Origin of the sequence: Streptomyces sp. ML-6, from assembly GCF_030116705.1 — a bacterium.
Taxonomy (GTDB): domain Bacteria; phylum Actinomycetota; class Actinomycetes; order Streptomycetales; family Streptomycetaceae; genus Streptomyces.
The window spans coordinates 7289833-7314962 of sequence record NZ_JAOTIK010000001.1 but is presented as its reverse complement, the minus strand read 5'-3'; the positions used below and the strand labels follow the sequence as shown (position 1 = coordinate 7314962).

Here is a 25130-nt window from a genome sequence, read left to right as displayed (position 1 = left end):
TGCGGGATGGCCGAGCGGGCATCCGGACCGGGAACCGGGCAGTCCGGGGCGGGGTACGGAGCGTCCCGGGCGATCCGGCGACCGTGCGCGAGCACGGGCACCAGGGCTGCGGACGGGCCGTCGAGCCCCTGAGGGAGGAGATCCGATGAGCGACACCTACTACGAGTTCGGTACGGCCGCCGAGCGCTGGGACCGCGCCCAGATGTTCTTCGGGGCGAAGGAGTACATGACCGCCGCCCGGATCCTGGAGGGGCTCGTCGCGGAGGTGCCGGAGCAGGTCGCGCCGCGGCTGCTGCTGGCCCGGACGTACTACCACTCGGCGCGGCTCGGCAAGGCCGAGACGGAGCTGCGGGAGGTCCTGGAGCGGGACCCGGTGGAGCCCTACGCGCGGCTGATGCTCGGCCGCACGCTCGAACGCCAGGGCCGGAGCGCCGAGGCGACCGGCCACCTGCGGATGGCCGCCGCGTTCACCGGGGACTTCGACTTCGACGCGGGGAACTGACCCCGGTCGGGAGACGGTCACGGGGGGGACGGCTCGGGAAGGGCGCCCCGACAGGCATCCTGTCGGGGCGCCTTCGGGTGCATGCCGGGGCCGCCGCCTTGGCCACCGGCCGGAGCGGCGGCGACGTTCGCCTACGGCTTCCCCGCCTTCACGCCTTCGCGGTGGACCGGGCGCCGGGTCCGGTGGCCTGGTCGGCGCCGGAGTGCTCCCCGGTCCCGATCCGTCCACCCCTGTGCGTCCTGCCGGTGAGTCCTGGTCACAGCATCCGCAACGACTGGTTGCGCTCACCCCCGTCCGCCGAGGATGGCGGACGACTCGGGAGGTGGCGGGAATTGTCGGCGAAACGTGTCGTGGCCGGGGACGATCCCGTACTGCGCTTTCGCGGTGCGGTGTCGTTGCAGCACGGACCGGGCTGGGTCGCGCCCTGGCGGGTGCCGTACGAGGAGGCGCGGCTCCACCTGCCGGAGGGCGGGATCGGGCGGGCCGCCATGCCCGCCGGGGTGCGCGTCACCCTGCGCACCGACAGCCGGGAGATCGGCTGCCGCTATCCGGCCGACCCCGCGCCCCGGCTCAACGGCCCCGCGGAACTGCCCCGGCTGGACGTGGTGCGGGACGGCCGGATCGTCACCACCGTCGAGCTCCGGTGCGACGGCGAGGACGCCGCGTTCCTGGTGTCCGGGCTGCCGGAACGGATGGGCACCGTCGAGCTCTGGCTCCCCCCGTACCACCAGTTCCGGTTGCGCGCCCTGGTCGTCGACCGGACGGCGGCCGTCGAGCGCGACGAGCGCGGGGCCCTCGCTGGGTGCACTACGGCAGCTCCATATCGCAGGGCAGGGGCGCCCGTTCGCCCGCCAGGGCCTGGGCCGGGTGCTGGTGACCGCGGTGACGTCGAAGGACGTGCCCGTGGTGACCGCGCCGGTGTCGCTGGATCCGTTGCGCCGGATCGGGGCCGAGGTGGCGGAGCCGATGCGGCTGCACCGCACGGTGGACCGGTCGCAAATCGGCGCGCGCGTCGTCGAGTTGCTGCGCCGGGTGGGTGTCCCCGACCCTCAGGCGCGGGCGGCGCAGTATCCGCACGAGCTCTCCGGCGGTCTGCGCCAGCGGGCGCTGATCGCCTCGGCGCTGGCCACCGGTCCGGGGCTGCTGATCGCGGACGAGCCGACCACCGCCCTGGACGTGACCGTGCAGGCGCAGATCCTCGATCTGCTGGCCGGGGCGAAGGAGGAGGGGACGGGGCTGCTGCTGATCAGTCACGACCTCGGGGTGGTGGCCCGGATCGCGGACCGCACGGCGGTGCTGCGGGAGGGTTCGGTCGTGGAGACGGGGCCGACGCCCGAACTGCTCGCCGCGCCCCGGCACCCGTACACCCGGGCCCTGCTGGAGGCGTCGGTGCTGCGTGCCCCGGTGCGGGCGCCGCTGCGGACCGGGACCGTGCTGGAGGTGGACTCGGTGTCGCTGGCGTCCGGGGCCCGTACGGCGGTCCGCGACGTGTCCTTCGTGCTGCGCGCGGGCGAGACGGTGGGGCTGGTCGGCGAGTCGGGCTCCGGCAAGAGCACCGTGGCCCGGCTGGCGACCGGTCTGCTGCGGCCCCGCTCCGGCCGGGTGCGGCTGGACGGGGAGCCCTGGTCGGAGCCGCCCGAACGGCTCCGCCGGCCGCGCCGCAGCCGTATCCAGCTGGTCCAGCAGGACCCGTACAGCGCGTTCGACCCGCGGTTCACGGTGTCCCGGATCATCGCGGAGGGCATCCCCCGGCACGAGGACCGGGCCACCCGCACGCTCGAACTCCTGGGCCTGGTGGGGCTCGGCCCCGAGCTTCTGCGCCGCCGCCCCGACCAGCTCTCCGGCGGCCGGCGCCAGCGGGTCGCCATCGCCCGCGCCCTCGCCCCGTCCCCCGCCGTCCTGGTGTGCGACGAACCGGTCTCGGCGCTCGACGCGTCGGTGCAGGCGCAGATCCTCGATCTGCTGGACGATCTCCGGCAACGCCTGGGGACGGCCCTGCTGTTCGTCTCGCACGATCTGGCGGTGGTCCGGCGGATGAGTCACCGGGTGCTGGTGATGAAGGACGCGGAGGTGGTGGAGGAGGGCACGGCGGAGGAGGTGTTCGACGCGCCGCGGCATCCGTACACGAAGTCGCTGCTCGCGGCCGTCCTCGCGCCCGGCCCGGATGCCGCGCCGTCCGCCCGGTGACTCAGTCGTGCGCCGCCGGGCGGACGGTGAGGATCTGTTCGGCGTGGCCGACGGGCCCGTCGACGTCGTGGAGGACGCTGCTGGTGCGTCCCTGGCCCGTCGGGCCGAAGGTGACGGTGGTGTCCAGTCCGGTCCAGGGGCCCCGCGGCCTGCGGTGCAGATGGATCGTCAGGTCGAGGTTCGGGAACATCCACTTCTCGGGGTCCTGCTGCACGGCGATGCCGTTCGCGGTGTCCACGAGCGCGACGTACGAGGCCAGGGCGCTGCTCGGTTCGCCCGCGACCAGGGCGAGCGGCGAGGAGATCCAGGCCGCCGTGCGGCCCCGGCGGGACGGGGGCAGCCGGCGGACGTCGATGGAGGAGACGTAGCCGCCGTTCCACTCCTCGCCCATCGCCCAGGGGGTGAGCTCCTCCGGCGCGGGGAGCCGCTCGTGGGGGCTGTCGGCCACGGACGAGGTGTCCTGGGAGGCCAGCAGCCAGGCGCGGGCGCGGACGACCGGGCGGTCGCCGATGACCACGGTGGCCTCGAGGAGTTCGATGGTCCGGCCGGGGCGGACGGTCTCCACGGTGATCTCGCACTCGTCGAGGGCGATGCGGCCGAGGATGTCGTAACTGATCCTCGAGAGCGCCAGGTTCCCGGGGCGCTCGGCGAGGTGCTGCTCGATCTCGTGCGCGACGAGCCCCGCGAGCGGGCTGAAGTGCTGTTCGTCGGTGTTCCACGCGCCGCCCGCGTGGGCCGTGGGCCGGTAGCGGCCCGGGCCCGTCCGCTCGTAGTAGCTCTCGGGTCCGGCGTCACGGGGGCTCACGGAATCCGTCTCCTCGGGCAGGGCGGGGGTTCGCGGGGATAGGTGCATCAGTCACGCATCGTAGGAAGCGACGCAGCCATCAGTCATCGTGATCTGCCGCACACCAGGTCGGACGGGGTGCCGCCCGGCCCGGTGCGCGACCCCGGTGACCGGCCCGCACCGGACGGCACCGCTGCCGTCCCGTCCCGCCCCGTCCCGCCGTTTCGCGCTCAGCCCCGGTACGCCTCCAGCAGGCGCAGCCACACCTCGCTGATCGTCGGGTAGGCCGGGACCGCGTGCCACAGCCGGGCGACGGGGACCTCGCCCGCGACCGCGACCGTCGCCGAGTGCAGCAGTTCGCCGATGCCCGGCCCGACGAAGGTGACGCCGAGCAGGATCTCCCGGTCGAGGTCCACCACCATGCGGGCGCGGCCCCGGTAGCCCTCCGCGTACAGGCCCGCCCCCGCCACCGCGGCGAGGTCCTGGTCGACGGCGCGGACCCGGTGGCCGGCCCGTTCGGCCTCGGCGAGGGTGAGGCCGACCGAGGCGGCCTCCGGGTCGGTGAAGACGACCTGGGGGACGGCCGCGTGGTCGGCGGTGGCGGCGTGGGCGCCCCAGGGGCCGGTCTCCGGGGGTGGGGCTCCGGTGGCGCGGGCGGCGATCGCGGCGCCCGCGACGCGTGCCTGGTACTTGCCCTGGTGGGTGAGGAGCGCCCGGTGGTTGACGTCGCCGACGGCGTAGAGCCAGGTGGTGCCGTCGACGCGGCAGCTGTCGTCGACGGTGAGCCAGGAGCCGGGCTCCAGGCCCACCGTCTCCAGGCCGAGGTCGTCGGTGCGCGGGGCGCGGCCGGTGGCGAAGAGGATCTCGTCGGCCTCGACGCTCGTGCCGTCGTCGAGTTCCACGAGGACCGGGCCGTCCGGCACCGGACGCCGCACGGAGGTCGCCGAGACCCCGGTGCGGATGTCGGCGCCCGCCTCCGTCAGGGCTCGGGCGACCAGTTCGCCCGCGAAGGGCTCCATCCTCGGCAGGATTCCGGAGCCGCGGACCAGCATCGTCACCCGGGCGCCGAGGGCCTGCCAGACGGTGGCCATCTCCACCCCGACCACGCCGCCGCCGACGATCACGAGGCGGCCGGGCACCTTCTTGGCGCTCGTGGCCTCCCGGCTGGTCCAGGGGCGGGCACCGTCGAGGCCGGGCAGGTCGGGGACGACGGCCCGGCTGCCGGTGCAGACGGCGACGGCGTGCCGGGCGGTGAGCCGGTGCTCCGTGCCGTCGGGGGCGGTGACGGAGACCGTTCGCTCGCCGGTGAGCCGGCCCCGTCCCCGGTGGAGGTCCGCGCCGATGCCGTCCAGCCAGGCGACCTGTCCGTCGTCCTTCCAGTGCGAGGCGTACGCGTCGCGGTGGGCGAGCACCGCCGCCGTGCCGAGCGGCCCGCGCACGGAGTCGGCGAGGCCCGGGACGCGGCGGGCGTCGGCGCGGGCGACGACCGGGCGCAGCAGGGCCTTGCTGGGCATGCAGGCCCAGTAGGAGCATTCGCCGCCGACGAGTTCCGACTCGACGACCGCCGTGCTCAGTCCGGCGGCACGGGTCCGATCGGCGACGTTCTCGCCGACCGGACCGGCTCCGATCACCACGACGTCGTACGCGGCGTTCAGTGAGGGATCAGTCATGGGGCCAGTCTGCTGGTGGGTGTGGGAGGGGGCCACACGGGCAGGTGGAATAGCACACGCCCGGGCACCGTTGTGCCGGGCAGGTCCGAACGGGCACAGGAAGAGGTAGCGGAGTATGAGCACCATCGAGCTCACCAAGGAAAACTTCGACCAGGTCGTCAGTGGGAACGACTTCGTCCTGATCGATTTCTGGGCTTCCTGGTGCGGCCCGTGCCGGCAGTTCGCGCCGGTCTACGACGCGGCCTCGGAGCGCCATGACGACCTGGTCTTCGCCAAGGTCGACACGGAGGCGCAGCAGGAGCTGGCGGCGGCCTTCGAGATCACGTCCATTCCCACGCTGATGATCGTCCGGGAGAACGTGGCGGTGTTCGCCCAGCCCGGGGCGCTGCCCCCGGCGACGCTGGAGGACGTGATCGGGCAGGCCCGGAAGCTGGACATGGACGAGGTCCGCAAGTCCATCGAGGAGCAGCAGAAGGGGAAGTAGCGGGTTCCGCGCACCCCTGGCGGGGTCCGGCCGGTCGGCGGTTCGCGACGGGCCGGGCCCCGGCGTGTCCGCGGCCGGGCTCGTTGCCGCCTCCGGGCGCCCGGCCCGTCGGCTCCGGGCACGGGACGCGTCGGGCCGACGGGCCGGGCACCGGTCTCGGGAGCCGGAGTCCGGGCACCGGCCGGTTCAGGCGTCGGCGCCCGTCTCGGCGTTCTTCTCCCCGACCCGCGCCGAGAGCCCGTAGGCCAGTTCGGCGCCGTCGACGAGCAGAGCCTCGACCGCGTGGGTGGCGGGGTCGATGTCCGCCACGATGCCTTCGCCCGCGTACCGCGGGTAGCCCGAGGCTCCCGTCTCGCCGGTGGCCGAGACGGTCGCCGAGCGGACCGGACCGCCCGGCTCGGCGTCGTCGTCGCTCTGCCCGGCGACTGCGGGGACGAGCAAGATCTCGTAGCTCTGCGGATGACTCATGGTCATGACGCTAGGCACAGGGTGCGCGGCCCGCATGTCGCGGCGGTGCCGCGGGCCGCGGACCGGCCGTCGCGGGGGTTCAGCTGGACTCGCGGTGGACCGCCCCGGCGCGCAGCAGGTCGTGGTGTTCGGGGGGTCCGCCGGGCTGTCGCACCAGCCGGTCGACGAGGTCCGCCAGCGGCTGGGCGGTGGCCAGTTCCAGGCGTACGGTGCTGAGGCGGGGCCGCAGCAGTCTGCCCAGCATCAGGTCGTCGGCGCCGACCACGGCGACCTCGCCCGGCACGTCGATGCCCGTGTCCTGCAGGGCACGCATCAGGAGCATCGCGTACTCGTCGTTGTAGGCGAACACGGCGTCCAGGCCCAGGGGGCGGCAGCGGGCCGCGAGCCGGGCGGCCGATTCCTCGTCGTACCGCAGCGGCAGCGGTTCGATCCGGGCGTCGCCGCCCCGTGCGGCCTGCCGGGCCCCGGCCAGCCGGGGTTCGGAGAACGGGGCGAGGCCCGCTTCCTCCGGCATGACCACGCCGATGTGCCGCCGGCCGCGCTCCAGCAGGTGTCCGGCCGCGCAGTTGCCGACCTTTCGCTGGTCCATGACCAGCGCGTGGGCGCCCGGTACCGGCTGCGGGCCGAGGGTGATCACGGCTCGGGCCCCGGAGCGGCCGAGCACGGATATGCCCTGCGGGGTGAGGGCGATGGTGCTGGGGGCGATGACGGCGACGGGGCGGAGTTCGGCCCAGGCGCGGGGCACGTCCTCGGGGGCGAGGCCGGTGCTGCCGTACTGGACCACGGTGTAGTCGAGGCGGCGCAGGCCGGATTCCAGTTCGTGGAAGAACCGGTGCTGGAGTCGGCCGGCCGGGAAGTTCGTGGTGGGCAGCAGCACCATGCGGGTGTGTCCGGCGCGCAGGCTGCGGGCGGCGGCGTGCGGCACGTAGCCCAGATCGGTGGCCGCTTCCCTGACCCGGCGGCGGGTGGATTCGCTGATCCGTACGGTCGCGTTGTTGTTCAGCACGTACGAGACGGTGGCCCGGGAGACACCGGCGAGCCGTGCGACGTCGGCGCTGGTGGGAACGGGGCGTGGGGCGGGTTGGTTCGATAACTGGCTCATGGCGTCGGGCAGTCTTCCAGACCCGCGCGGCGGGCGTACGGTCGGCCCGTCGGCACCGGGCGGGGGCACCGTGGCGCCGGGTGGCCGCCGTCCGGCGCGCGACCCGGCCCACCGGCCCCTTTCCCCGTGAGGGACCGCCCAGGTCCTACGGTGTGGGGATGGCCATCCAGCACCGTGACGACCGCGTCACCCACCCGGACGACTTCCCCGGCCGCACCGGCCCGGCCGCCACCCGTGAGGCGGAACCGCGCGAGGTGGGCCCGGTCCGCACCTCGTACGCCCCCGACCGGGACGGCGACCCCGACCCCGGCGAGATCGTCTGGACCTGGGTTCCGTTCGAGGAGGGCGACGGGCGCGGCAAGGACCGTCCGGTCCTGGTGGTGGCCCGTGAGGAGGCGGGCACCCTGCTCGCCGTGCAGCTGTCCAGCAAGCAGCACGACCGGGACCACGAGTGGGTGGCGCTGGGGGCCGGGCCGTGGGACGGCTCGGGCCGCCCGTCGTGGGTCGATCTGGACCGGGTCCTGCGGGTGCACGAGGACGGGATGCGGCGGGAGGCGTGCGCGCTGGACCGGAACAGGTTCGATCTGGTCGCCGGGCGGCTGCGGGAGCGCTACGGCTGGAGCTGATCCGCCGGGGCCGGGCTGCCCTCGGGGCCGGTTCCACCGCCGGGGCCGATCCGCCGCCGCACTGGTCTGCCACCGGACCGGCTCTGCCGCCGGACCGAATCTACCGCCGGGGCCGGTCGCCGAACGTCCGGTCGAAGGCGGCCCGGGTGGCGGATTCGGGGTTCCGGTCGAGGATGCCGAAGACGATCTGCTCGAAGTGCCCGGCGAACCTGCCGCCGTCCAGGAGCAGTGCCCGGAACGCACCGGCCACCTCCGCCGGGTCGTTGCGGAACACACCGCAGCCCCAGGCGCCCAGCACCAGCCTGCGGTACCCCCGCACCGCCGCCACCTCCAGCACCCGCTCGGCCCGGGAGGCGAGCGCGGCGGGGATGCGGTGGGCCTCCTCGGGGGTGCTTTTGCGGATGACTCCGGCGTTGGGCGCCGGTGAGGTGAGGAAACCGACGGTGTACGGGGTGTCGAGCAGTGCGCCCCGGTCGTCGCGGAGCACCGGCACGCCGGGTGAGTGGATCACCCGGTCGGTGTAGAAGGCGCTGCGTTCGGCGCGGTGGTGGGCGTAGTAGTCGGGGGCGCGCAGCAGGGTGGCGTACAGGGCGGAGCCGCGGCACAGGGCCTCCTCCTGGGCCTGTGCGCCGTTGAGGTAGCCGCCGCCGGGGTTGCGGGCGGAGGCGTAGTTCAGGACGGCGACCTTGCCGGGGCCCTCGGTGGTCATCCGGTGGGCCGCCCGCAGGCTGCTCTCGTCGGTGACCTCGACGACGGGTGTGCGGTCGGAGTCGAGTGCCGCGACCGGCACCGGCTCCGGTCCGTACAGCTTCGTGCCCGAGAGTGCGGCGGTCAGGGCGCGTTCGATGCTCACCTCCCGCCCGTCCCCGGTGCGGTAGCGGCCGGCCCGGACGATGGCCTCGGTCTCACGCGCGATGCCGCGCAGGCGGGCGCTCACAGGTACTCCCCCATGTGGTGCATACGGTGCATGCTCATCGCCTCGGCCGCACGGACGCAACCGGTTTTCCGCTGCGCGGGGGTGCCCTTGTGCGATCCATCCGCAGGGGTTTGGGTGGTACGGAGGCACTCGGAAAGGAGGCCCCGGCATGTCGTCCGACACGCCCGGAGAGCACAGTCCGCCCGGCCAGTCCCCGCCCCTCGGCGAGGGCGAGGCGGAGGATTTACTGCGTGGCATCTGCTTCAAGACGGGACCGCCCCGCAGGGTCGGCGTCGAACTCGAATGGCTCATCCACGACCGTGATCGACCCCGCGTCCCCGTCTCCCCCGACCGTCTCGACGCGGCGGCCGCCGCACTGCGGGCCCTGCCCCTGAACGCGGCGCTCACCTTCGAACCCGGCGGCCAGCTGGAACTCAGTTCGCTCCCCGCCGATTCCCTGATGGCGTGCATCGACGCCACCACCGCCGATCTCACCGCCGTGCGTGACGCCCTGGACCGGGCGGGTCTCGCCCCGGTGGGTCTGGGCGTCGACCCGTGGCACTCCCCGCGCCGGCTGCTGCACGAGCCCCGTTACGACGCCATGGAGACCGCTTTCGACCGGTCGGGGCCGGCCGGCCGCGCCATGATGTGCACCAGCGCGTCCGTCCAGATCTGCCTGGACGCCGGGACGGAGGAGCCGGGGCCGCTGGGTCACGAACGGCGCTGGCTCCTCTCCCACCTGCTGGGCGCGGTCCTGGTGGCGGTGTTCGCGAACTCGCCCTACCGGCTCGGCCGCCCGACGCCGTGGCGGTCCGCCCGGCAGTCGCTCTGGGCGGCTCTCGATCCCTGGCGCCCCCTGGCTCCGCCCGGCCTGCTGCCGCCGCGCGACGCCTGGGCCGCGCACGTCCTGGACACGCCGGTGATGTGCATCCGGGACGACACCGGCCCCTGGGCGGTGCCGGACGGGCTGACGTTCCGCGACTGGATCCGCACCGGCGCGCCGAGACCACCGGTGCGCGCCGATCTCGACTACCACATCAGCACGCTCTTCCCTCCGGTGCGCCCGCGCGGGCACCTGGAGCTCCGCATGATCGACGCGCAGCACGGTGCGGACGGGTGGCTGGTGCCGCTCGCCGTCACCACCGCCCTGTTCGACGATCCGGAGGCCGCCGAGGCGGTGTACCGCGTCGTGGAGCCGCTGACCGGGGCGGCCGGTGCGCGGCCCGCGCCGTGCAATCCGCTCTGGACGGCCGCCGCCCGCAGCGGTCTGGCCGATCCCGCGCTGCGGGCGGCGGCCACCGCCTGCTTCGGGATCGCGCTGGAGGCGCTGCCCCGGCTGGGGGTCACGAAGGGCGTGCTGAAGACGGTGACCGGGTTCCACGACCGGTTCACCGCACGGGGCCGATGTCCGGCCGACGATCTTCCCGAACTGCTCGCGCCGGGCTCGCCCGACCGGCCGGGCCACCGTTCCGAGGGACTGCGCTCATGACCGATTCCACCGCACCCACCGGGTCCGCACCTCACGGGACGGACCCCGAACCGCTCCGGGAACGCGCTCTCGCCGCGCTGCTCACCGCGCGCAAACGCACCGCACTGCTCACCGACAGCGTGGACGACCGCGAACTGACCGCCCAGCACTCGCCGTTGATGTCCCCGTTGGTCTGGGACCTCGCGCACATCGGCAACCAGGAGGAGTTGTGGCTGCTGCGCGAGGTGGCCGGGCGGAGCGCGATGCGCCCGGAGATCGACGGGCTGTACGACGCCTTCGAGCATCCCCGGGCGACGCGTCCGTCGCTGCCGTTGCTGGCGCCCGCCGAGGCCCGTTCGTACGCCGCCGAGGTGCGCGGCCGGGCGCTGGACGTGCTCGACGGGGCCGAGCTGGACGGCGCCCGTCCGCTGCTGCGGTCCGGCTTCGCCTTCGGCATGATCGCCCAGCACGAACAGCAGCACGACGAAACGATGCTGATCACCCATCAGCTGCGATCCGGGCCCGCGGTGCTGACCGCTCCGGTCCCGCCCGCGCCCACCGACGCCGCGGGTCTCGCGGCGGAGGTCCTGGTCCCGGGCGGTCCGTTCACCATGGGCACGTCCACCGAGCCGTGGGCGCTGGACAACGAACGGCCGGCGCACGTGCGGGAGGTGCCGGACTTCTTCATCGACACGGCGCCGGTCACCTGCGGTGCGTACCAGGAGTTCATCGAGGACGGCGGCTACACCGAGCGGCGCTGGTGGGCGCCGGAGGGGTGGGCGATGGTCCGTGAGCACGAACTGGCGGCCCCGCTGTTCTGGCACCGGGACGCCGGGCAGTGGCTGCGCCGCCGTTTCGGCGTCACCGAGGTGGTGCCCGAGGACGAGCCGGTGCTCCATGTCAGCTGGTACGAGGCGGACGCGTTCGCCCGCTGGGCGGGACGCCGGCTGCCCGCGGAGGCGGAGTGGGAGAAGGCGGCGCGCCACGACCCGGTGTCGGGGCGTTCGCGGCGCTATCCCTGGGGGGACGAGGACCCGACCCCCGAGCGGGCGAACCTGGGGCAGCGCCATCTGCGACCCGCTCCCGCGGGTGCGTACGCGGCGGGCCGGTCGCCGCTCGGCGTGGGGCAGTTGATCGGTGACGTGTGGGAGTGGACGTCGAGCGACTTCCTGCCCCACCCCGGTTTCGTGGCGTTCCCGTACCGCGAGTACTCCGAGGTGTTCTTCGGCCCGGCCCACAAGGTGCTGCGCGGCGGTTCGTTCGCCGTGGACCCGGTGGCGTGCCGGGGGACGTTCCGCAACTGGGACCTGCCGGTGCGGCGCCAGATCTTCTCCGGTTTCCGTACCGCCAGGGATGTCTGATGTGCCGTCATATTGCTTACCTGGGGCCGTCGGTGGCTCTGGGGGAACTGCTGACCGAGCCGCCCCACTCGCTCGTACGCCAGTCCTGGGCGCCGCGCCGGCAGCGGTACGGGACCGTCAACGCGGACGGTTTCGGTGTCGGCTGGTACGCGGAGGGCGATCCGGTGCCGGGCCGTTACCGGCGGCCGGGTCCGGTCTGGGGCGACCGCACGTTCGCCGACCTGGCCAGGGTGGTGCGCAGCACGGCGCTGCTCGCCGCCGTCCGGGACGCCACCGAGGCGGGTGAGGACGGCGAGGCCGCGGCCGCGCCGTTCGCCGCCGGGCGGCTGTTGTTCAGTCACAACGGCGCGGTGGAGGGCTGGCCCCTCTCGATGGCCCCGCTCGCCGCCGCGCTGCCGCCGGCCGAACTGCTCGGCCTCGCCGCCCGTTGCGACTCGGCCCTGATCTGGGCCCTGGTGCGGCACCGCCTGGCCGACGGCGACGCCCTGCCGCAGGCCGTCGCCGACACGGTGCTCGACGTGGCCGCCGCGGCACCGGAGTCCCGGCTGAACCTGCTGGTCACCGACGGCACCACGATCGTGGCCACGGCCTGGGGCGACACCCTCTCGTACCTCTCCGGGCCCGGTCCGCGCACGGTCGTGGCCTCGGAGCCGTACGACGACGACCCGCGCTGGCGCACCGTGGCCGACCGCACGCTGCTGACGGCGACCCGTACCGACGTCCTGCTGACCCCGCTCAAGGAGCCCCTTGCGTGAGTCCCTTCCTGCTGACCCGTACCCTGCCGGTGGACGCGACGGACGCGGCGCTGCGCGCCGACGTCCTGCACGGTCTGACCCGGTGTCCGAAGACCCTGCCGCCCAAGTGGTTCTACGACGCGCGCGGCAGTGAACTGTTCGAGGAGATCACCCGGCTCCCGGAGTACTACCCGACCCGTGCCGAGCGCGAGATCCTGGTCGACCGCTCCGGGGAGATCGCCGGGGCGTCCGGGGCGCGGACCCTGATCGAGTTGGGGTCGGGGTCCTCGGAGAAGACCCGGCACCTGCTGGACGCGCTGCCCGCCCTGCACAGTTACGTACCGGTCGACGTGAGCGAGAGCGCGCTGCGCGGCGCCGCCGGGGCGCTGCTCACGGAGCGGCCCGAGCTGTCCGTGCACGCCCTGGTCGCCGATTTCACGGGAGGTCTCGCGCTGCCGGGCACTCCGGGGCCGCGGCTGGTCGCGTTCCTGGGCGGCACGATCGGCAATCTGCTTCCCGCGGAGCGCGCGGTGTTCCTGCGGTCGGTGCGGTCGCTGCTCTCCCCCGGTGACGCGCTGCTGCTCGGCACGGACCTGGTGAAGGACGAGGAGGTGCTGGTCGCCGCGTACGACGACGCGGCGGGGGTGACCGCGGAGTTCAACCGGAACGTGCTGCGGGTCCTGAACCGCGAGCTGGGCGCGGACTTCGATCCGGCCGCTTTCGACCACGTGGCGCGCTGGGATCCGGAGCGGGAGTGGATCGAGATGCGGCTGCGGGCCCGGAGGGCGCACAGCGTGAAGATCCCGGAGCTGGACCTGGTGGTGTCCTTCGAGGCGGGTGAGGAGTTGCGCACGGAGGTGTCGGCCAAGTTCCGCCGGGAGGGCGTCCGGGCGGAACTCGCCGCGGCCGGTCTGCGCCTGGACCGGTGGTGGACGGATGCGGGGGGCCGGTTCGCGCTCTCGTCGTCGACGGTGGTCGGGGAGCCGGCCGGGTGACCTCGCCCCCGCCCGGTCAGTGACCGCCCGACAGGCTTTGGGCGAGTCGGGCCAGGGCTCGACGGTCGGCCGGGCCGTCCGCCGGGATCGGCGGCAGGACGCCGATCTCGGCGGTCAGGCCGGCCGCCGTCACCACCCGCCACAGCGAGGCGACGAGCGGATCGTCGCCGACGAACGCGGCTGCGCCGGTGTGGTCCGGCGGGGCCGCGCCCCGGTGGCCGGCCGGGTGGCCGCCCGCCGGGGCCGGCCGGCGCTCCCGGCCGGTGCGGCGCGGTAGGCGATACGGACCGGGCGGACGGTGGCCCCGGCGTCGATCGCCGCCTGGAAGGCGGCGGGCGAGAACCGGCCGCCCGGTCCGTGCCCGCACCATGTGGTGCCCTCCGGGAAGACGACCACGCACGACCCGCCGCGCAGGGCCGCCGCGATGTCGCGCACGGTCGTGGGCAGGGCGCGCAGCCGGTCGCGTTCCACGAAGAGCGTGCCGCCGAGGGCGGCGAGCGGGCCGAGCAGCGGCCAGTCGCGTATCTCGCGCTTGGCCAGCATCCGCCCGGGGAACACCGCCGCGACGAGCGGGACGTCCAGCCAGGAGATGTGGTTGGCGACGACGAGCGTGCCCGGTGGGTCGGGGGCAGTGCCGGGCGGCCCCGGTGAGTCGGGGGCAGTGCTGAGTGGCCCCGGTGGGTCGGGTCGCCCGGCTGCCGGTCGTGGCGGGTCCGGGGCCGCGCCGGTGGGGTGTCCGGTGGGGTGGGTCGGGGCGTCGGTGGGTGCCGGCGGGCCGGTGACCCGTACGCGTACCCCGAAGGCGCGCACGACGCCGTACGCCCAGTGCCGGATCAGCCACTGCCGCCGGGCCGGGCCGAGCATCAGCACGAAGGGGGCGGCGAGTGCCCCGGCCAGGATGACGGCGGCCCCGGCGAGCAGCAGGCCCGCGGCGGCCGGGCGGCCGCGGCTGCGGCCGTGGTGGGTGGCGCAGTCGCCCGGGGTGCAGGGCGCGGCGGGCAGCCAGGGGTTCATCGCAGCGGGGCGAGGGCGAGGAAGTGGCGCAGGTAGCGCGGGTCGGTGCGGCGCAGCGACAGCAGCACGTACAGGTCGGCGACGCCGAAGTCGGGGTCGTAGGCGGGTGCCCCGCATACCTGGGCGCCCAGGCGCAGGTAGCCGCGGAGCAGCGGGGGGAGCGTGGCGAGCCCGGTGCGCACGGGTCCCTCCGTCCCGGTGGGCCGCCAGAGGCGGTGGGGGGTGACCCAGTGGTCCTCGGGGGCCAGGTACCTGGTCCGTACGGTCTCCCAGGCCCCGGCCGCCGTCGCGCCCCCGTCGGAGAGGGGTATGGAGCAGCAGCCCGCAAGCCAGTTGTGGCCGGTGCGTTCCATGTAGCGGGCGAGTCCGGCCCAGACCAGCGCGATGACGGCGCCGTCGCGGTGGGCGGGGTGGACGCAGGAGCGGCCGACCTCGACCAGGTCGTCGCGGATCGGGGCGAGCCGGCCGAGGTCGAACTCGCCCTCCGCGTAGAGGCGTCCGGCGGCCCGGGCCCGGTCGGGCGGCAGCAGGCGGTAGGTGGCGACGACTTCGCCGGTGGCTTCCTCCCGTACCAGCAGGTGGTCGCAGTGGGCGTCGAACTCGTCGCTGTCCAGGCCGGGTTCGGGCCCTTCCAGCCTGGCGCCGAGCTCACCGGCGAAGACCAGGTGGCGCAGCCGTTGGGCGGCCCGGACCTCCTCCTGGCCGGTCGCGAGGGACACCCGGTAACGGGGCGGAGCGGGGGCGGTGGTGGGGGCGACGGGCTGCGCGGGAACGGTGGGGGCGGTGGGGAGCGGGGTGACGGGCAGCGCGTTCATGACGGTCTCCGGGGACGGATCGGCAAGGGCGGCCACCGGCCCCGCGCACTGCGGCGAGGGCCCGGCACCCCTTACTTCTTCCGTGGCCGGCTGGATTCGACATGACCGCCATGGAGCGCCGGGATGTGCGAAGTCTGAATCCCGGGGGTCTCCGGCAGCGGTCCGGGCCGCCCTGCGGCCGGCTGCCGCGAGGCGGCCCGTGCGGTCAGCTGCCCGCGAGCCTGGAGGTGATCTTCTCCGAGGCGCGCCTGGCCTCCTGCTCCGGGTCGCGGCCCTCCAGCACGGCCGTCATGTACGGCTTGATCGGGTTGTCGGCCTCGACGTCCGCCCACTGCGGGGAGTTGGGGGTGGCGCGTCCCCGCCTGGCGCCCTTGGCCATGGCCGCGGTGCCCTCCTGGCCCTCGATGACACTGGCGAGGTCGGGCTTGTTGGGGACGTAGCTCATGGTTTTGGCGAGCTCTTCCTGCCACTTGCGGCCCGCCAGCGTCTTGACCACCTCGATGCCCGCGGAGCGCTGGTCGGCGTTCTCCGGCACGATCAGGTCGGACCCGCCGATGAAGACGGAACCGGGCTCCTTCGCGGTCTTGCCCGGGATCGGGAAGTAGCCCAGTTTTCCCTTGAGTTCGGGGTTCTTCTTCTCGATCTGGGCGACGGTCCCGGGCACCGAAATGATCTGTGCGACATTGCCCTTGGCGAACACGTCGGCCTGCGGGGGCTTTTCCTCGTCCGCGTTCTTGGGTCCGTCGCCGAGCGTCTGGAGTTCCTTGTAGAAGTCCATCCCTCGCAGCGCCTCCGGGCTGTCCAGGGCACCGGCCCAGTTCCCGCCCCGTTCTTCGGCGAGTTCGCCTCCCTCGTCCCAGATGAACCCGGCGAGAACGTACCAGTTCTGGCCCGCGAGGTAGATTCCCTGGTTTCCGCCGCGGTTGAGCCGTTCGCTGTCCTCGATCCACTCGTCCCGGGTCTTCGGCGGGTTCTTTATTCCGGCCTGCTCGAAGAGTTCCTTGTTGTAGATGACCACTCGATTGGCCGCGTACCAGGGGATTCCGTACTGGATTCCGTCGATGCTGCCCGGCTCGGCGAGGCCGGGGAGCCAGTCCTCGCTGCCGAGGTCCCGTACGGACTCCAGGGTGAGGTCGCGCAGCCCGCCGCTCTTCGCGTACTGGGCGACCTGGGTGTTTCCGACCTCGATGACGTCCGGGGCGTCCTTGCTCCTGAGGGCCTCGGTGACCTTCGGCCCGATTCCGCTCCAGCTCTGGAACTTGAACTCCAGTTCCACGGAGGGATGTTCCTTCCGGTACTCCTCCGTGAAGCGCTTCAGGAAATCACCGGAAACGCTGTCCTTCATCAGCCAGATCGTGACCTTCTTGCTGCCGGATGCCTCTGCCCCCGAGAGGATTCCGCATCCGCCCAGCGCAAAGGTGGAAACGAGCGCGACGGCTCCGACGAGTATGCGGTTCTTCACCAGGTTCACCTTCTGCGAAACGGCGCGACAAAATTCAGTACCCGGTGTGGGGGATTGCGGGCTGCGCTCGCACGGGTTTGGCTGGATTTTGGTATGTACCAATACTTTGGTCAAGCTCCGTTCACGGAACATTACGCCCCCCGACCCCTCGCGCCCCCGGCCCGGGTGGGGCACCGTAGTAGGAACGAAAGGGGACATAAGGTGTCTAACAATGTCTATCGGGTCACCGAAATCGTGGGAACCTCACATGAGGGCGTCGACGACGCCATCCGCAGGGGCGTCGCAAGAGCCTCTGAAACGTTGCACAATCTCGATTGGTTCGAGATCACCCAGGTACGCGGCGAGATCAAGGACGGTCGGGTCGAGCACTACCAGGTGGGGCTGAAGGTCGGTTTCCGGCTCGACGAGACGGGCTGACCGCGCCCGCACCGCCCCGCCGTCCACCGCCGTCCACCGCCGTCCACCGCCGCCCGCCCGCCGGTGGCGCCGGTCCGGCCGACGCGTCGTCACGCCGCCCCGCGCCCGCCCGGGCAACGGGGCCGGCCGGTTCCGCCGCCGGGCTCAGGTGCGGCCCTCGCGCTCCTGCGCGTCCTGCATCGCGGACGAAACCGTCGCCCAGCGGGCCCGCACCACGGTGAAACCGGCCCGCTCCGCCGCGTCGCAGACCAGCTCGTCGTCGTCGACCAGCATCCGCACCTCACGCTCCCGGCCCAGTCGCCGGAGCGTTTCCAGTTTGGTGCGCCGGGCCGGCCTGCGGTCGCCGTCGCGGCGCATGTACAGCCGCCCCTGGGGCAGACCGTGCTCGGCCAGCCACGCCACCGTGTCCCGGCGGCACCGCTCGGGCCTGCCGGTGAGGTACCTGATCTCGCACTCCTCGGCACTGCTCAGGACCAGCCGTAAGCCCTCGGCCAGCGGCGGGTCGTCGACGGCCGCGGCGAAGAAGCGGCCCCAGTCGCACCGGCGGCCCTCCAGATGGTGCTGCCGGTGAGCGCTGTCCGCGAGCGTGCCGTCCAAGTCGAATACGGCCAGGGGCCGGTGGTCGTTTCTCACGTCCCCAGCACATCAGACGAGCGCGACCACCAGGAGCACCAGGACGACCACTCCGGCCACCACCGCGGCGACCCGCAGCGACCGGCGCCGGGACCAGACCGGGAGCACCTGCGGACCGTCGTGGCCGGGGAAGACGTAGAAGACGTGGTCCGGGTCGTCCGGGAGCTCGACGGCCGCCAGCGACAGCCGGCCGATGTCGACGCGCCGGGCGACCTCCCGCCGCGCGGGGGCGAGGACCTCTTCGACGGCCCGGCGGTGGGCGGGGTCCAGTCCGTCGGGGAGCGGGACGTCGACCGAGGTCAGGGTGGCCTTCTCCCACGCGCCGGTACGTCCGGCCTGCTGCCGCACACGCAGCGGCGGCGCCGGGTCCGGGAGCTTCAGCGAGCTCCACTCGGGGGCCTGCCGGACCGATCCCGCCGTCCACAGCGTGACCAGGCCCGTTCCCTCGCACGGGGTGTGCTCCGTGGACCGCTCGCCCTCGCAGACCGGGCAGTCCCTGAAACCGGTGTCGTCGCACCGCGGGCAGACGCGGGTGCCCCGGCCCCGGCATTCCGGACAGGCGGTGCGCGGCTTGCCGCACTTCAGGCAGGTGGTGCGCCCCCGGGAGTTCCGCTCCTGTGCCGGGCCGGACCTCGCGCGGTCCTCGCGGCGCTCCCCCGTCCCGTCGCACCAGGTGCAGGGCTCCACTCCCCCGCAGGCCGGGCACATCGGGCCGGTGTCGCAGGGCAGTTTCCCCTTGGCCCGGCAGCGCGCGCACGGCTTGCGTCCCCCGTCGCAGCCGCAGTCCACCGTTTTCACCGAGCCGCGGAGCACGAGCTCCACCGTCCGCGTCCGGGCAGGGTCCTTCGGCGGCTCGACCGGATGGTCGTGCAGATCGCCCTCGTACGTGGGCAGCTCCGACAGGTCGTATCTGCCGGGCCTGCTCTCCGACCGGGTGGTGCGGCTCTCCAGGGAGCGGACGATGCGCAGGTCGAGCATGGGGAGCCGGGCGATGTCGGCACCGCTCCGGCGCAGTTGCGGCCCCCGGCCGGGTCCGCCCAGGTGCCGGGCGACCGCTTCGAGGACCTCGTCCTCGGACAGTGAGTCGGCCATGACGGCGCTTCCACCTCCCCGGTAGGCGCGCCCGTACGCAGAACGCAGCGTAGGGGCGGTGTCGCCGGGGGCTCAAGAGGGCCGTACGGTGGGGCCCGCACCGCTCCGGGAGTCCGTACACATCGCGTGCGCGCCCGCGGAGGGGTGATCCCGCCCCCGCGTTCCGTCCAGGTGGTAAAAAGTTGCACAGGATGCGCGTGGAACGAGAAGCGTTTGTAAAGCTATATTCAGGTTTGTGGCATCCAACGTTAACGGTGTGAAGCGAATACTCCTGCGCTCGGGGAAGAGTCCCTACGACGTCGTCCCTGTCGAGCGCGCCCTCCATGAGGACGTTTTCGCCACCAACTCGGGCAACCTGATCTTCAGCGACGCCGCTCACAAGATCCTTCGGACGCCACGGTCGGAGGTGGTGTCGAACGGCATCGCCACCAGGGTCGCCGACGCCGGCCGGATCAACGAGGAGTACGACGTCTTCGTCGTCCCGCTCGCCAACGCCTTCCGGCCCTCCTTCGAGCGCCAGCTGGAGCGGCTGACCCAGCTCATATCGAAGCTGAAGATACCCGTCGTGGTCCCCGGGGTCGGCGCCCAGACCGGCGTCAACTACTCCGCGGACCGGCTGAAGCCCATGCAGCCCACGGTCTACGCGTTCGTCTCCGCCGTGCTGGACCACAGCGCCTCCATCGGGGTGCGCGGAGAGTTCACCGAGCGGTACCTGCGGGACATGGGCTTCCGGGACGTGGACGTCATCGGCTGCCCCTCGATGTTCCTGCACGGCGACCGCCTCACCGTCCGGGAGGGCGGCGGACCGCTCGGGCCCGGGTCGCGCATAGCCGTCAACGGATCGCACGACGCGGTGCGCAAGCACAAGCTCGGGCAGATCATCGACCGCACCCACGCGTACTACCCCCACCTCCGGTTCATCGGCCAGAACATCTCCGAGGCGCGGCAGCTGCACTGGCGCGACATGTCCCACCCGAACGCCTCGCTCACCACCATCCCCACCCACCCCGACCACCCGATGTACGGGGAGGACAAGGTCCGGGTCTACATCGACCCGGCCACCTGGATGGAGGATCTGCGGGGCTTCGACTTCTCCTTCGGCTCCCGGATCCACGGCAACATCGCGGCGCTGCTGGCCGGCACGCCGGCCACCGTGCTCTGCGGCGACTCCCGGACGCTGGAGCTGTGCCGCTACTTCGAGATCCCGCACCGGATGCTCTCCAAGGTCCCGGCCGACCTCGACCCCGCCGACCTGTACGCCGAGGCGGACTTCGGACCGCTGACGCGCGGTCACCGGGAGCGGTTCGACCGGTTCATGAACTTCCTCGACAAGAACGGCCTGGAGAACACCTTCACCCACGGCGACGGCGGCGCCGCCTTCGAGGCGGAGATGAGCAAGCTGGCCTTCCCGCCGGGCGTCCGGCCCTGGACCGGTACGGACGTCGCCGCGACGGCGACACGGATGAACTGGCTCCAGTCCCAGCTGACCGAGCTCGCCACCGAGAACGCCCAGCTCCAGCGGAAGCTCTCGAAGACCTCCCTGCTGCCCTCCCAGCGCTCCACGTACCAGCGCGCCCGCAGCGCCGTGGGACGGCCCCTCAAGCGCGCGCTGCGCCCCTCCCGCTGAGCACCGGATGAGACGGGGGCCGGTCCGGACGGGACCGGCCCGTGACGAGGGTTTTCCCTGCCGAGGGGGCCCGGCGCACGAGGCCCCGCGAACACCCGGCGCACGACGCCCCGCGGACGGACGGCGACCGGCACCCCTGTCGGCTGCGCCCTAGAATCGGAGTGTTTGCCCCGGGCCGCCGGGCCCGCACCCGATCCCCACGGAAAGCCGCGCGCATGTCCACTCCCCACGATCCGTACGTCCGGGTGCGCGGCGCCCGCGAGCACAACCTCCAGGACGTCTCGGTCGACATCCCGCGCGACACCCTGACCGTGTTCACCGGAGTCTCGGGGTCCGGGAAGTCCTCCCTCGCCTTCGGCACGATCTACGCCGAGGCCCAGCGCCGCTACTTCGAGTCCGTCGCCCCGTACGCCCGCCGGCTGATCCACCAGGTCGGCGCGCCCGCCGTCGGGGAGGTCACCGGGCTGCCGCCCGCCGTCTCGCTGGAGCAGCGGCGTTCGGCACCCGGCGCCCGTTCGTCCGTGGGGACGGTCACGACGCTCTCCAACTCCCTGCGCATGCTGTTCTCCCGGGCCGGGGACTACCCGGCCGGCGCCGAACGGCTCGACTCCGACGCCTTCTCGCCGAACACGGCGGCCGGGGCGTGCCCGGCGTGCCACGGCCTCGGCCGGGTCCACCGCACCACCGAGGAACTGCTCGTCCCCGATCCCTCGCTGTCGATCCGGGAGGGGGCGATCGCCGCCTGGCCCGGGGCGTGGCAGGGCAAGAACCTGCGCGACGTGCTGGACGCGCTGGGCCACGACATCGACCGTCCGTGGCGCGAGCTCGACGCCGGGGACCGGGAGTGGATCCTGTTCACCGACGAGCAGCCGGTGGTGACGGTGCATCCGGTACGGGAGGCCGGGCGCATCCAACGCCCTTACCAGGGCACGTACATGAGCGCCCGTCGCTATGTGATGCACACATTCGCGGACTCCCGGAGCCGCACCCTGCGGGCCAGGGCCGAGCGCTTCCTGACCAGTGCCCGCTGCCCGGTGTGCGAGGGGGGCCGGCTGCGTCCGGAGGCGCTGGCCGTCACCTTCGCCGGCCGTTCGATCGCGGAACTGGCCGGGCTGCCGCTCACCTCGCTGGCCGAACTGCTGCGCACGGCGGGCGGCGACGACGCGGCGCGGGTGCTGACGGCGGATCTGCTGGCCCGGATCGAGACGGTCACCGAACTCGGCCTCGGCTATCTCAGCCTCGACCGCACGGCCCCGACCCTGTCGTCCGGCGAGCTGCAACGGCTGCGTCTCGCCACGCAGTTGCGTTCCGGGCTGTTCGGCGTCGTCTACGTGCTGGACGAGCCCTCGGCCGGTCTGCACCCGGCGGACACCCGGTCGCTGCTCGGGGTGCTCGGCCGGCTGAAGGAGGCCGGGAACTCGGTCTTCGTGGTGGAGCACCAGATGGACGTGGTGCGCCGGGCGGACTGGCTGGTCGACGTGGGGCCGCTGGCCGGTGAGCACGGGGGCCGGGTGCTGCACAGCGGTCCCCCGGCCGGGCTGGCGAACGTGCCCGAGTCGGCCACCCGGCGCTTCCTGTTCGGCGAAGGGCCCGCCCCGGCGCGGGAGGTGCGCGAACCCATGGGCTGGCTGCGGCTGAACGGGGTCGAGCGGCACAACGTGCGGGGCGTGGACGCCGCGTTCCCGCTGGGGGTGTTCACCGCCGTCACGGGCATCTCGGGGTCGGGGAAGTCGACCCTGGTCGGTCAGGTCCTGGCCGGGGCCCTCGCCGACCGGCAGGCCGCCGGGGCCGCGGACGCGCCCGTGGCGGGCCCCGTACCCGGGTGCGCGTCGGCACTGGGACTGGAGGCGGTGGACCGCCTCGTCCAGGTCGACCAGAAGCCGATCGGCCGCACGCCCCGGTCCAACCTGGCCACGTACACCGGGCTCTTCGACGTCGTGCGGAAACTGTTCGCCGGGACGGACACGGCCCGCGAGCGCGGGTACCGGGCCGGGCGGTTCTCCTTCAACGTGGCGGGCGGCCGGTGCGAGACCTGTCAGGGCGAGGGCTTCGTCTCCGTGGAGCTGCTCTTCCTGCCCAGCACGTACGCGCCGTGCCCGGACTGCCGCGGCGCGCGGTACAACCCGCAGACCCTGGAGGTCACCCTGCGCGGCCTCGACATCGCGCAGGTGCTGGACCTGACGGTGGAGTCCGCGGCCGACTTCTTCGCGGACACGCCCGCCGCCGGGCGCAGCCTGCGGACGCTGCTCGACGTCGGGCTCGGTTATCTGCGGCTCGGCCAGCCCGCGACGGAGCTGTCCGGCGGCGAGGCCCAGCGGATCAAGCTCGCCACCGAGCTCCAGCGCACCCGTCGGGGCCACACCCTGTATCTGCTGGACGAGCCGACGACCGGGCTGCACCCCGCCGATGTCGAGGTGCTGACACGGCAGTTGCACGGTCTCGTCGACGCGGGCGACACGGTCGTGGTCGTGGAGCACGACATGGCGGTGGTGGCGGGCGCCGACTGGGTGATCGACCTCGGCCCCGGCGGCGGCGACCGGGGCGGCCGGATCGTGGCCGCGGGAACGCCCGCCGAGGTGGCGCGGGCGGTGGACAGCCGTACGGCCCCGTACCTCGGCGCCCACCTCGGCCCGGCCTGACGGCCCGCACCGCACTCAACTCGCTTTCCCGCGCGCCGAGTTGCCGCATCGGGCAAGCAATGGGGAATGAAACGGCAAAGAACATTGACCACGAGCTGGTCCAGACCAATCATGGGCATGCCTCACGGCCGTTGCTCGCCGTGCGGCATGTGACCCCGGCCGGGATTCACAGGAACGGGCCGCGCCCCCGCACCGGGCGCGGCAGAGCCGTGCGATCCGCCCGTTGCCTCACCCCGCTGGGAGCACCCCATGAGACGTCCAAGAGCACTCGGCGCAGTCCTGAGTGTTTTGGCGACGACCGTCGCGTCCGCCGGCCTGGTCCTCGGATCGGGAACCGGCGCGCAGGCCGCCGCGACCGCCGCCACTCCCCTGCCGGCCCATGTCTTCGCCCCGTACTTCGAGTCGTGGAACGGCGACAGCCCGGCCGCGCTCTCGCAGGCGTCCGGTGCCAAGTACCTGACCATGGCCTTCATCCAGACGGAGGCCCGTGGTTCCTGCACCCCCTACTGGAACGGCGATGCGAGCACCCCCATCGCCCAGTCCGTCTTCGGCGCCGACTTCACCACCATGCGGTCGCGCGGCGGTGATGTGATCCCGTCGTTCGGCGGCTACACCGCCGACAACGGCGGCACCGAGATCGCCGACAGCTGTACGAGCGTCGACTCGATCGCCGCGGCGTACCAGAAGGTCATCACGACCTACGACGTGTCCCGTCTCGACATGGACATCGAGGACAACTCGCTGGAGAACAGCGCCGGGATCGACCGCCGCAACAAGGCGATCAAGAAGGTGCAGGACTGGGCCGCGGCCAACGGCCGCCCGTTGCAGATCTCCTACACCCTGCCCACCACCACGAGCGGCCTCGCCGACAGCGGTCTGGCGGTGCTGGAGAACGCCGTGGCCAACGGCACGAAGGTCGACGTCGTGAACCTGATGACGTTCGACTACTACGACGGCGCCCCGCACAACATGGCGCAGGACACCAAGACGGCGATCAGCGGTCTCAAGGACCAGCTCGCCGATCTGTACCCGTCGAGGACCGACGCGCAGCTGTGGGGCATGACCGGGATCATCGAGATGCCGGGGATCGACGACTACGGCCCCGCCGAGACGTTCACCACGGCCGACGCCCCGGTGGTCTACGACTGGGCCGTCGCCAAGGGCGTCAGCACCCTGTCGTTCTGGGCGCTCCAGCGCGACAACGGGGGCTGCCCCGGCACCGGCGGCAACGACACCTGTTCCGGCATCCCCCAGGACACCTGGTACTTCAGCCACACCTTCGCGCCCTTCACCAGAGGCTCCGGTCCGGTGACGGACGACTACTCGGTGGCCGTCGCGCCCGCCTCGGCCTCGGTCGCGCCGGGCGGCTCCACCACGGCGGAGGTGAGAACCGCGGTGACCTCCGGCAGTGCCAGGACCGTGGAGCTGACGGTGGACGGGGCGCCCGCCGGTGTGACGGCGACGCTCGCCCCGGCCTCGGTCACGGCCGGGGGCACGTCGGAACTGACGGTGTCCGCCGCGGAGTCGGCCGCGCCGGGAACGTACCGGCTCACGGTGACGGGCGCCTCGGGGACGCTCAGCCACTCGGCGGTGCTCACCCTGACGGTGTCGGGGCCGGGCGGCGGCACCGGTTCCCTGGTGAACGGGGACTTCGAGTCGGGTGCGCCGGGCCCCTGGAACTGCCAGCCGGGCGGCGCGGTCGTCTCCACGCCGGTGCACGGCGGTGCGCACGCGCTGGCCGTCGCGGCCACCGCCACGCAGACGGGCGAGTGCACGCAGGAGCTGTCCCTGGCCCCGAACACCGCGTACACGCTGAGCGGTTGGATGCAGGGCGGCTACGGCTACCTCGGGGTGCGGGGCGATGCCTCGGCCGACGTCTGGGGTTCGTCGAGCGGTTACGCGAAGCAGTCGGTGACCTTCACCACCGGTTCGACCGGGGCGGTGACCGTCTATCTGCACGGCTGGTACGGGCAGGGAACGGTATACGCGGACGACCTCTCCGTGACCTCCTGATCCGATCAGTGACGTCCTGATGCGCTCCGAGACGCCCTGATCCGATCAGTGAGGTCCTGATCATCCGTTCCCGGGCGTCCTGGTCCGTTCCGGACGCGACGTCCCGGTCCCGGGGGCGGGC

At 73.2% G+C, this 25130-nt stretch carries 22 protein-coding genes and 1 pseudogene; 13 read left to right on the top strand and 10 right to left on the bottom strand.

Annotation, left to right across the window (positions count from 1 at the left end; all coding sequences use genetic code 11):
* The first annotated feature begins 145 nt into the window (after positions 1-145).
* From OCT49_RS32105 to OCT49_RS32100, 3 genes and pseudogenes are all read left to right on the top strand, one after another.
* On the top strand, positions 146-502 hold the full coding sequence (locus tag OCT49_RS32105; RefSeq protein ID WP_283855299.1) for a tetratricopeptide repeat protein: 357 nt from the start codon (positions 146-148) through the stop codon (positions 500-502).
* Between the two features lie 77 nt (positions 503-579).
* Positions 580-1185 (top strand): annotated as a pseudogene (locus OCT49_RS39905) (hypothetical protein); the annotation flags it as partial.
* Between the two features lie 199 nt (positions 1186-1384).
* Positions 1385-2689, top strand: coding sequence for an ATP-binding cassette domain-containing protein (locus OCT49_RS32100; RefSeq protein ID WP_283855298.1), 1305 nt, complete (start codon positions 1385-1387; stop codon positions 2687-2689).
* A gap of 1 nt (position 2690) precedes the next feature.
* Here OCT49_RS32100 and OCT49_RS32095 read toward each other — a convergent pair whose 3' ends face one another.
* Together OCT49_RS32095 and OCT49_RS32090 are read right to left on the bottom strand one after the other, a co-directional pair.
* Entirely contained in the window at positions 2691-3494 is an 804-nt protein-coding gene (locus OCT49_RS32095; RefSeq protein ID WP_283855297.1) for a thioesterase family protein, read from the bottom strand.
* A 209-nt stretch (positions 3495-3703) separates the two neighbouring features.
* Positions 3704-5143 carry a dihydrolipoyl dehydrogenase family protein gene (locus OCT49_RS32090; protein ID WP_283855296.1) on the bottom strand — a complete coding sequence of 480 codons (1440 nt, stop codon included), beginning with the start codon at positions 5141-5143 and terminating at the stop codon, positions 3704-3706.
* A gap of 115 nt (positions 5144-5258) precedes the next feature.
* Between OCT49_RS32090 and trxA the strand changes: the two genes are divergently transcribed.
* The gene (gene trxA, locus OCT49_RS32085; protein WP_283855295.1) at positions 5259-5627 is read left to right on the top strand and encodes a thioredoxin; all 369 of its coding nucleotides are present in this window, start codon (positions 5259-5261) and stop codon (positions 5625-5627) included.
* Positions 5628-5813: 186 nt separating this feature from the next.
* On the opposite strand, the gene OCT49_RS32080 is transcribed toward trxA, so the two are convergent.
* A complete protein-coding gene (locus tag OCT49_RS32080) occupies positions 5814-6095 on the bottom strand; it encodes a hypothetical protein (RefSeq protein ID WP_349632813.1) in 282 nt (93 codons plus the stop codon).
* Positions 6096-6174: 79 nt separating this feature from the next.
* Positions 6175-7197 (bottom strand): LacI family DNA-binding transcriptional regulator, encoded by a 1023-nt coding sequence (locus tag OCT49_RS32075; RefSeq protein ID WP_283855293.1) that lies wholly within the window; start codon positions 7195-7197, stop codon positions 6175-6177.
* A 158-nt stretch (positions 7198-7355) separates the two neighbouring features.
* Here OCT49_RS32075 and OCT49_RS32070 point away from each other — a divergent pair, with 158 nt between their 5' ends.
* Positions 7356-7823: a type II toxin-antitoxin system PemK/MazF family toxin gene (locus tag OCT49_RS32070; protein WP_283855292.1), complete on the top strand. Its 468-nt coding sequence runs from the start codon at positions 7356-7358 to the stop codon at positions 7821-7823.
* Between the two features lie 100 nt (positions 7824-7923).
* On the opposite strand, the gene OCT49_RS32065 is transcribed toward OCT49_RS32070, so the two are convergent.
* Positions 7924-8760, bottom strand: a complete 837-nt coding sequence (locus tag OCT49_RS32065) for a TIGR02452 family protein (protein ID WP_283855291.1) — start codon at positions 8758-8760, stop codon at positions 7924-7926.
* A 148-nt stretch (positions 8761-8908) separates the two neighbouring features.
* Here OCT49_RS32065 and egtA point away from each other — a divergent pair, with 148 nt between their 5' ends.
* Genes egtA through egtD form a run of 4 tightly spaced genes read left to right on the top strand, consistent with a single transcriptional unit; the run spans position 8909 to position 13297 of the window.
* The gene (gene egtA / locus OCT49_RS32060) at positions 8909-10228 is read left to right on the top strand and encodes an ergothioneine biosynthesis glutamate--cysteine ligase EgtA (protein ID WP_283855290.1); all 1320 of its coding nucleotides are present in this window, start codon (positions 8909-8911) and stop codon (positions 10226-10228) included.
* The gene (gene egtB, locus OCT49_RS32055; RefSeq protein ID WP_283855289.1) at positions 10225-11568 is read left to right on the top strand and encodes an ergothioneine biosynthesis protein EgtB; all 1344 of its coding nucleotides are present in this window, start codon (positions 10225-10227) and stop codon (positions 11566-11568) included. The genes egtA and egtB overlap by 4 nt, the downstream gene beginning before the upstream one ends.
* A complete protein-coding gene (egtC, locus tag OCT49_RS32050; protein ID WP_283855288.1) occupies positions 11568-12323 on the top strand; it encodes an ergothioneine biosynthesis protein EgtC in 756 nt (251 codons plus the stop codon). Before egtB ends, egtC begins: the two co-directional genes overlap by 1 nt.
* Complete coding sequence (gene egtD, locus OCT49_RS32045; RefSeq protein ID WP_283855287.1) at positions 12320-13297, top strand: L-histidine N(alpha)-methyltransferase; 978 nt, start codon at positions 12320-12322, stop codon at positions 13295-13297. The genes egtC and egtD overlap by 4 nt, the downstream gene beginning before the upstream one ends.
* A 129-nt stretch (positions 13298-13426) precedes the next feature.
* Here the strand turns inward: egtD and OCT49_RS32040 are convergent, their stop codons facing one another.
* The 3 genes from OCT49_RS32040 to OCT49_RS32030 all read right to left on the bottom strand — a co-directional run bounded on the left by OCT49_RS32040 (position 13427) and on the right by OCT49_RS32030 (position 16588).
* Positions 13427-14311 (bottom strand): lysophospholipid acyltransferase family protein, encoded by an 885-nt coding sequence (locus OCT49_RS32040; protein WP_283855286.1) that lies wholly within the window; start codon positions 14309-14311, stop codon positions 13427-13429.
* Positions 14308-15126 carry a GNAT family N-acetyltransferase gene (locus OCT49_RS32035; RefSeq protein ID WP_283855285.1) on the bottom strand — a complete coding sequence of 273 codons (819 nt, stop codon included), beginning with the start codon at positions 15124-15126 and terminating at the stop codon, positions 14308-14310. The genes OCT49_RS32040 and OCT49_RS32035 overlap by 4 nt, the downstream gene beginning before the upstream one ends.
* 205 nt (positions 15127-15331) lie before the next feature.
* Positions 15332-16588: an extracellular solute-binding protein gene (locus tag OCT49_RS32030; RefSeq protein ID WP_283855284.1), complete on the bottom strand. Its 1257-nt coding sequence runs from the start codon at positions 16586-16588 to the stop codon at positions 15332-15334.
* Between the two features lie 201 nt (positions 16589-16789).
* Here OCT49_RS32030 and OCT49_RS32025 point away from each other — a divergent pair, with 201 nt between their 5' ends.
* Positions 16790-17005, top strand: coding sequence for a dodecin (locus OCT49_RS32025; RefSeq protein ID WP_148837488.1), 216 nt, complete (start codon positions 16790-16792; stop codon positions 17003-17005).
* A 144-nt stretch (positions 17006-17149) separates the two neighbouring features.
* On the opposite strand, the gene OCT49_RS32020 is transcribed toward OCT49_RS32025, so the two are convergent.
* Positions 17150-17638, bottom strand: coding sequence for a phosphatase domain-containing protein (locus OCT49_RS32020; RefSeq protein ID WP_283855283.1), 489 nt, complete (start codon positions 17636-17638; stop codon positions 17150-17152).
* Between the two features lie 12 nt (positions 17639-17650).
* Positions 17651-18730 (bottom strand): hypothetical protein, encoded by a 1080-nt coding sequence (locus OCT49_RS32015; protein ID WP_283855282.1) that lies wholly within the window; start codon positions 18728-18730, stop codon positions 17651-17653.
* Between the two features lie 235 nt (positions 18731-18965).
* Between OCT49_RS32015 and OCT49_RS32010 the strand changes: the two genes are divergently transcribed.
* The 3 genes from OCT49_RS32010 to OCT49_RS32000 all read left to right on the top strand — a co-directional run bounded on the left by OCT49_RS32010 (position 18966) and on the right by OCT49_RS32000 (position 25009).
* Positions 18966-20357, top strand: a complete 1392-nt coding sequence (locus OCT49_RS32010) for a polysaccharide pyruvyl transferase family protein (RefSeq protein ID WP_283855281.1) — start codon at positions 18966-18968, stop codon at positions 20355-20357.
* A gap of 215 nt (positions 20358-20572) precedes the next feature.
* Positions 20573-22996, top strand: a complete 2424-nt coding sequence (locus OCT49_RS32005) for an excinuclease ABC subunit UvrA (protein WP_283855280.1) — start codon at positions 20573-20575, stop codon at positions 22994-22996.
* Between the two features lie 249 nt (positions 22997-23245).
* Positions 23246-25009: a glycosyl hydrolase family 18 protein gene (locus tag OCT49_RS32000; RefSeq protein WP_283855279.1), complete on the top strand. Its 1764-nt coding sequence runs from the start codon at positions 23246-23248 to the stop codon at positions 25007-25009.
* The last annotated feature ends 121 nt before the right edge of the window (positions 25010-25130 follow it).

Bases quoted from the DNA above. Each gene is read 5' to 3' on its own strand.
- egtB (WP_283855289.1), top strand. From the start codon at position 10,225: ATGACCGATTCCACCGCACCCACCGGGTCCGCACCTCACGGGACGGAC.
- trxA (WP_283855295.1), top strand. From the start codon at position 5,259: ATGAGCACCATCGAGCTCACCAAGGAAAACTTCGACCAGGTCGTCAGT.
- OCT49_RS32040 (WP_283855286.1), bottom strand. From the start codon at position 14,311: ATGAACCCCTGGCTGCCCGCCGCGCCCTGCACCCCGGGCGACTGCGCC.
- OCT49_RS32075 (WP_283855293.1), bottom strand. From the start codon at position 7,197: ATGAGCCAGTTATCGAACCAACCCGCCCCACGCCCCGTTCCCACCAGC.
- OCT49_RS32080 (WP_349632813.1), bottom strand. From the start codon at position 6,095: ATGAGTCATCCGCAGAGCTACGAGATCTTGCTCGTCCCCGCAGTCGCC.
- OCT49_RS32090 (WP_283855296.1), bottom strand. From the start codon at position 5,143: ATGACTGATCCCTCACTGAACGCCGCGTACGACGTCGTGGTGATCGGA.
- egtA (WP_283855290.1), top strand. From the start codon at position 8,909: ATGTCGTCCGACACGCCCGGAGAGCACAGTCCGCCCGGCCAGTCCCCG.
- OCT49_RS32035 (WP_283855285.1), bottom strand. From the start codon at position 15,126: ATGAACGCGCTGCCCGTCACCCCGCTCCCCACCGCCCCCACCGTTCCC.
- OCT49_RS32005 (WP_283855280.1), top strand. From the start codon at position 20,573: ATGTCCACTCCCCACGATCCGTACGTCCGGGTGCGCGGCGCCCGCGAG.
- OCT49_RS32105 (WP_283855299.1), top strand. From the start codon at position 146: ATGAGCGACACCTACTACGAGTTCGGTACGGCCGCCGAGCGCTGGGAC.
- OCT49_RS32000 (WP_283855279.1), top strand. From the start codon at position 23,246: ATGAGACGTCCAAGAGCACTCGGCGCAGTCCTGAGTGTTTTGGCGACG.
- OCT49_RS32015 (WP_283855282.1), bottom strand. From the start codon at position 18,730: ATGGCCGACTCACTGTCCGAGGACGAGGTCCTCGAAGCGGTCGCCCGG.
- egtC (WP_283855288.1), top strand. From the start codon at position 11,568: ATGTGCCGTCATATTGCTTACCTGGGGCCGTCGGTGGCTCTGGGGGAA.
- OCT49_RS32070 (WP_283855292.1), top strand. From the start codon at position 7,356: ATGGCCATCCAGCACCGTGACGACCGCGTCACCCACCCGGACGACTTC.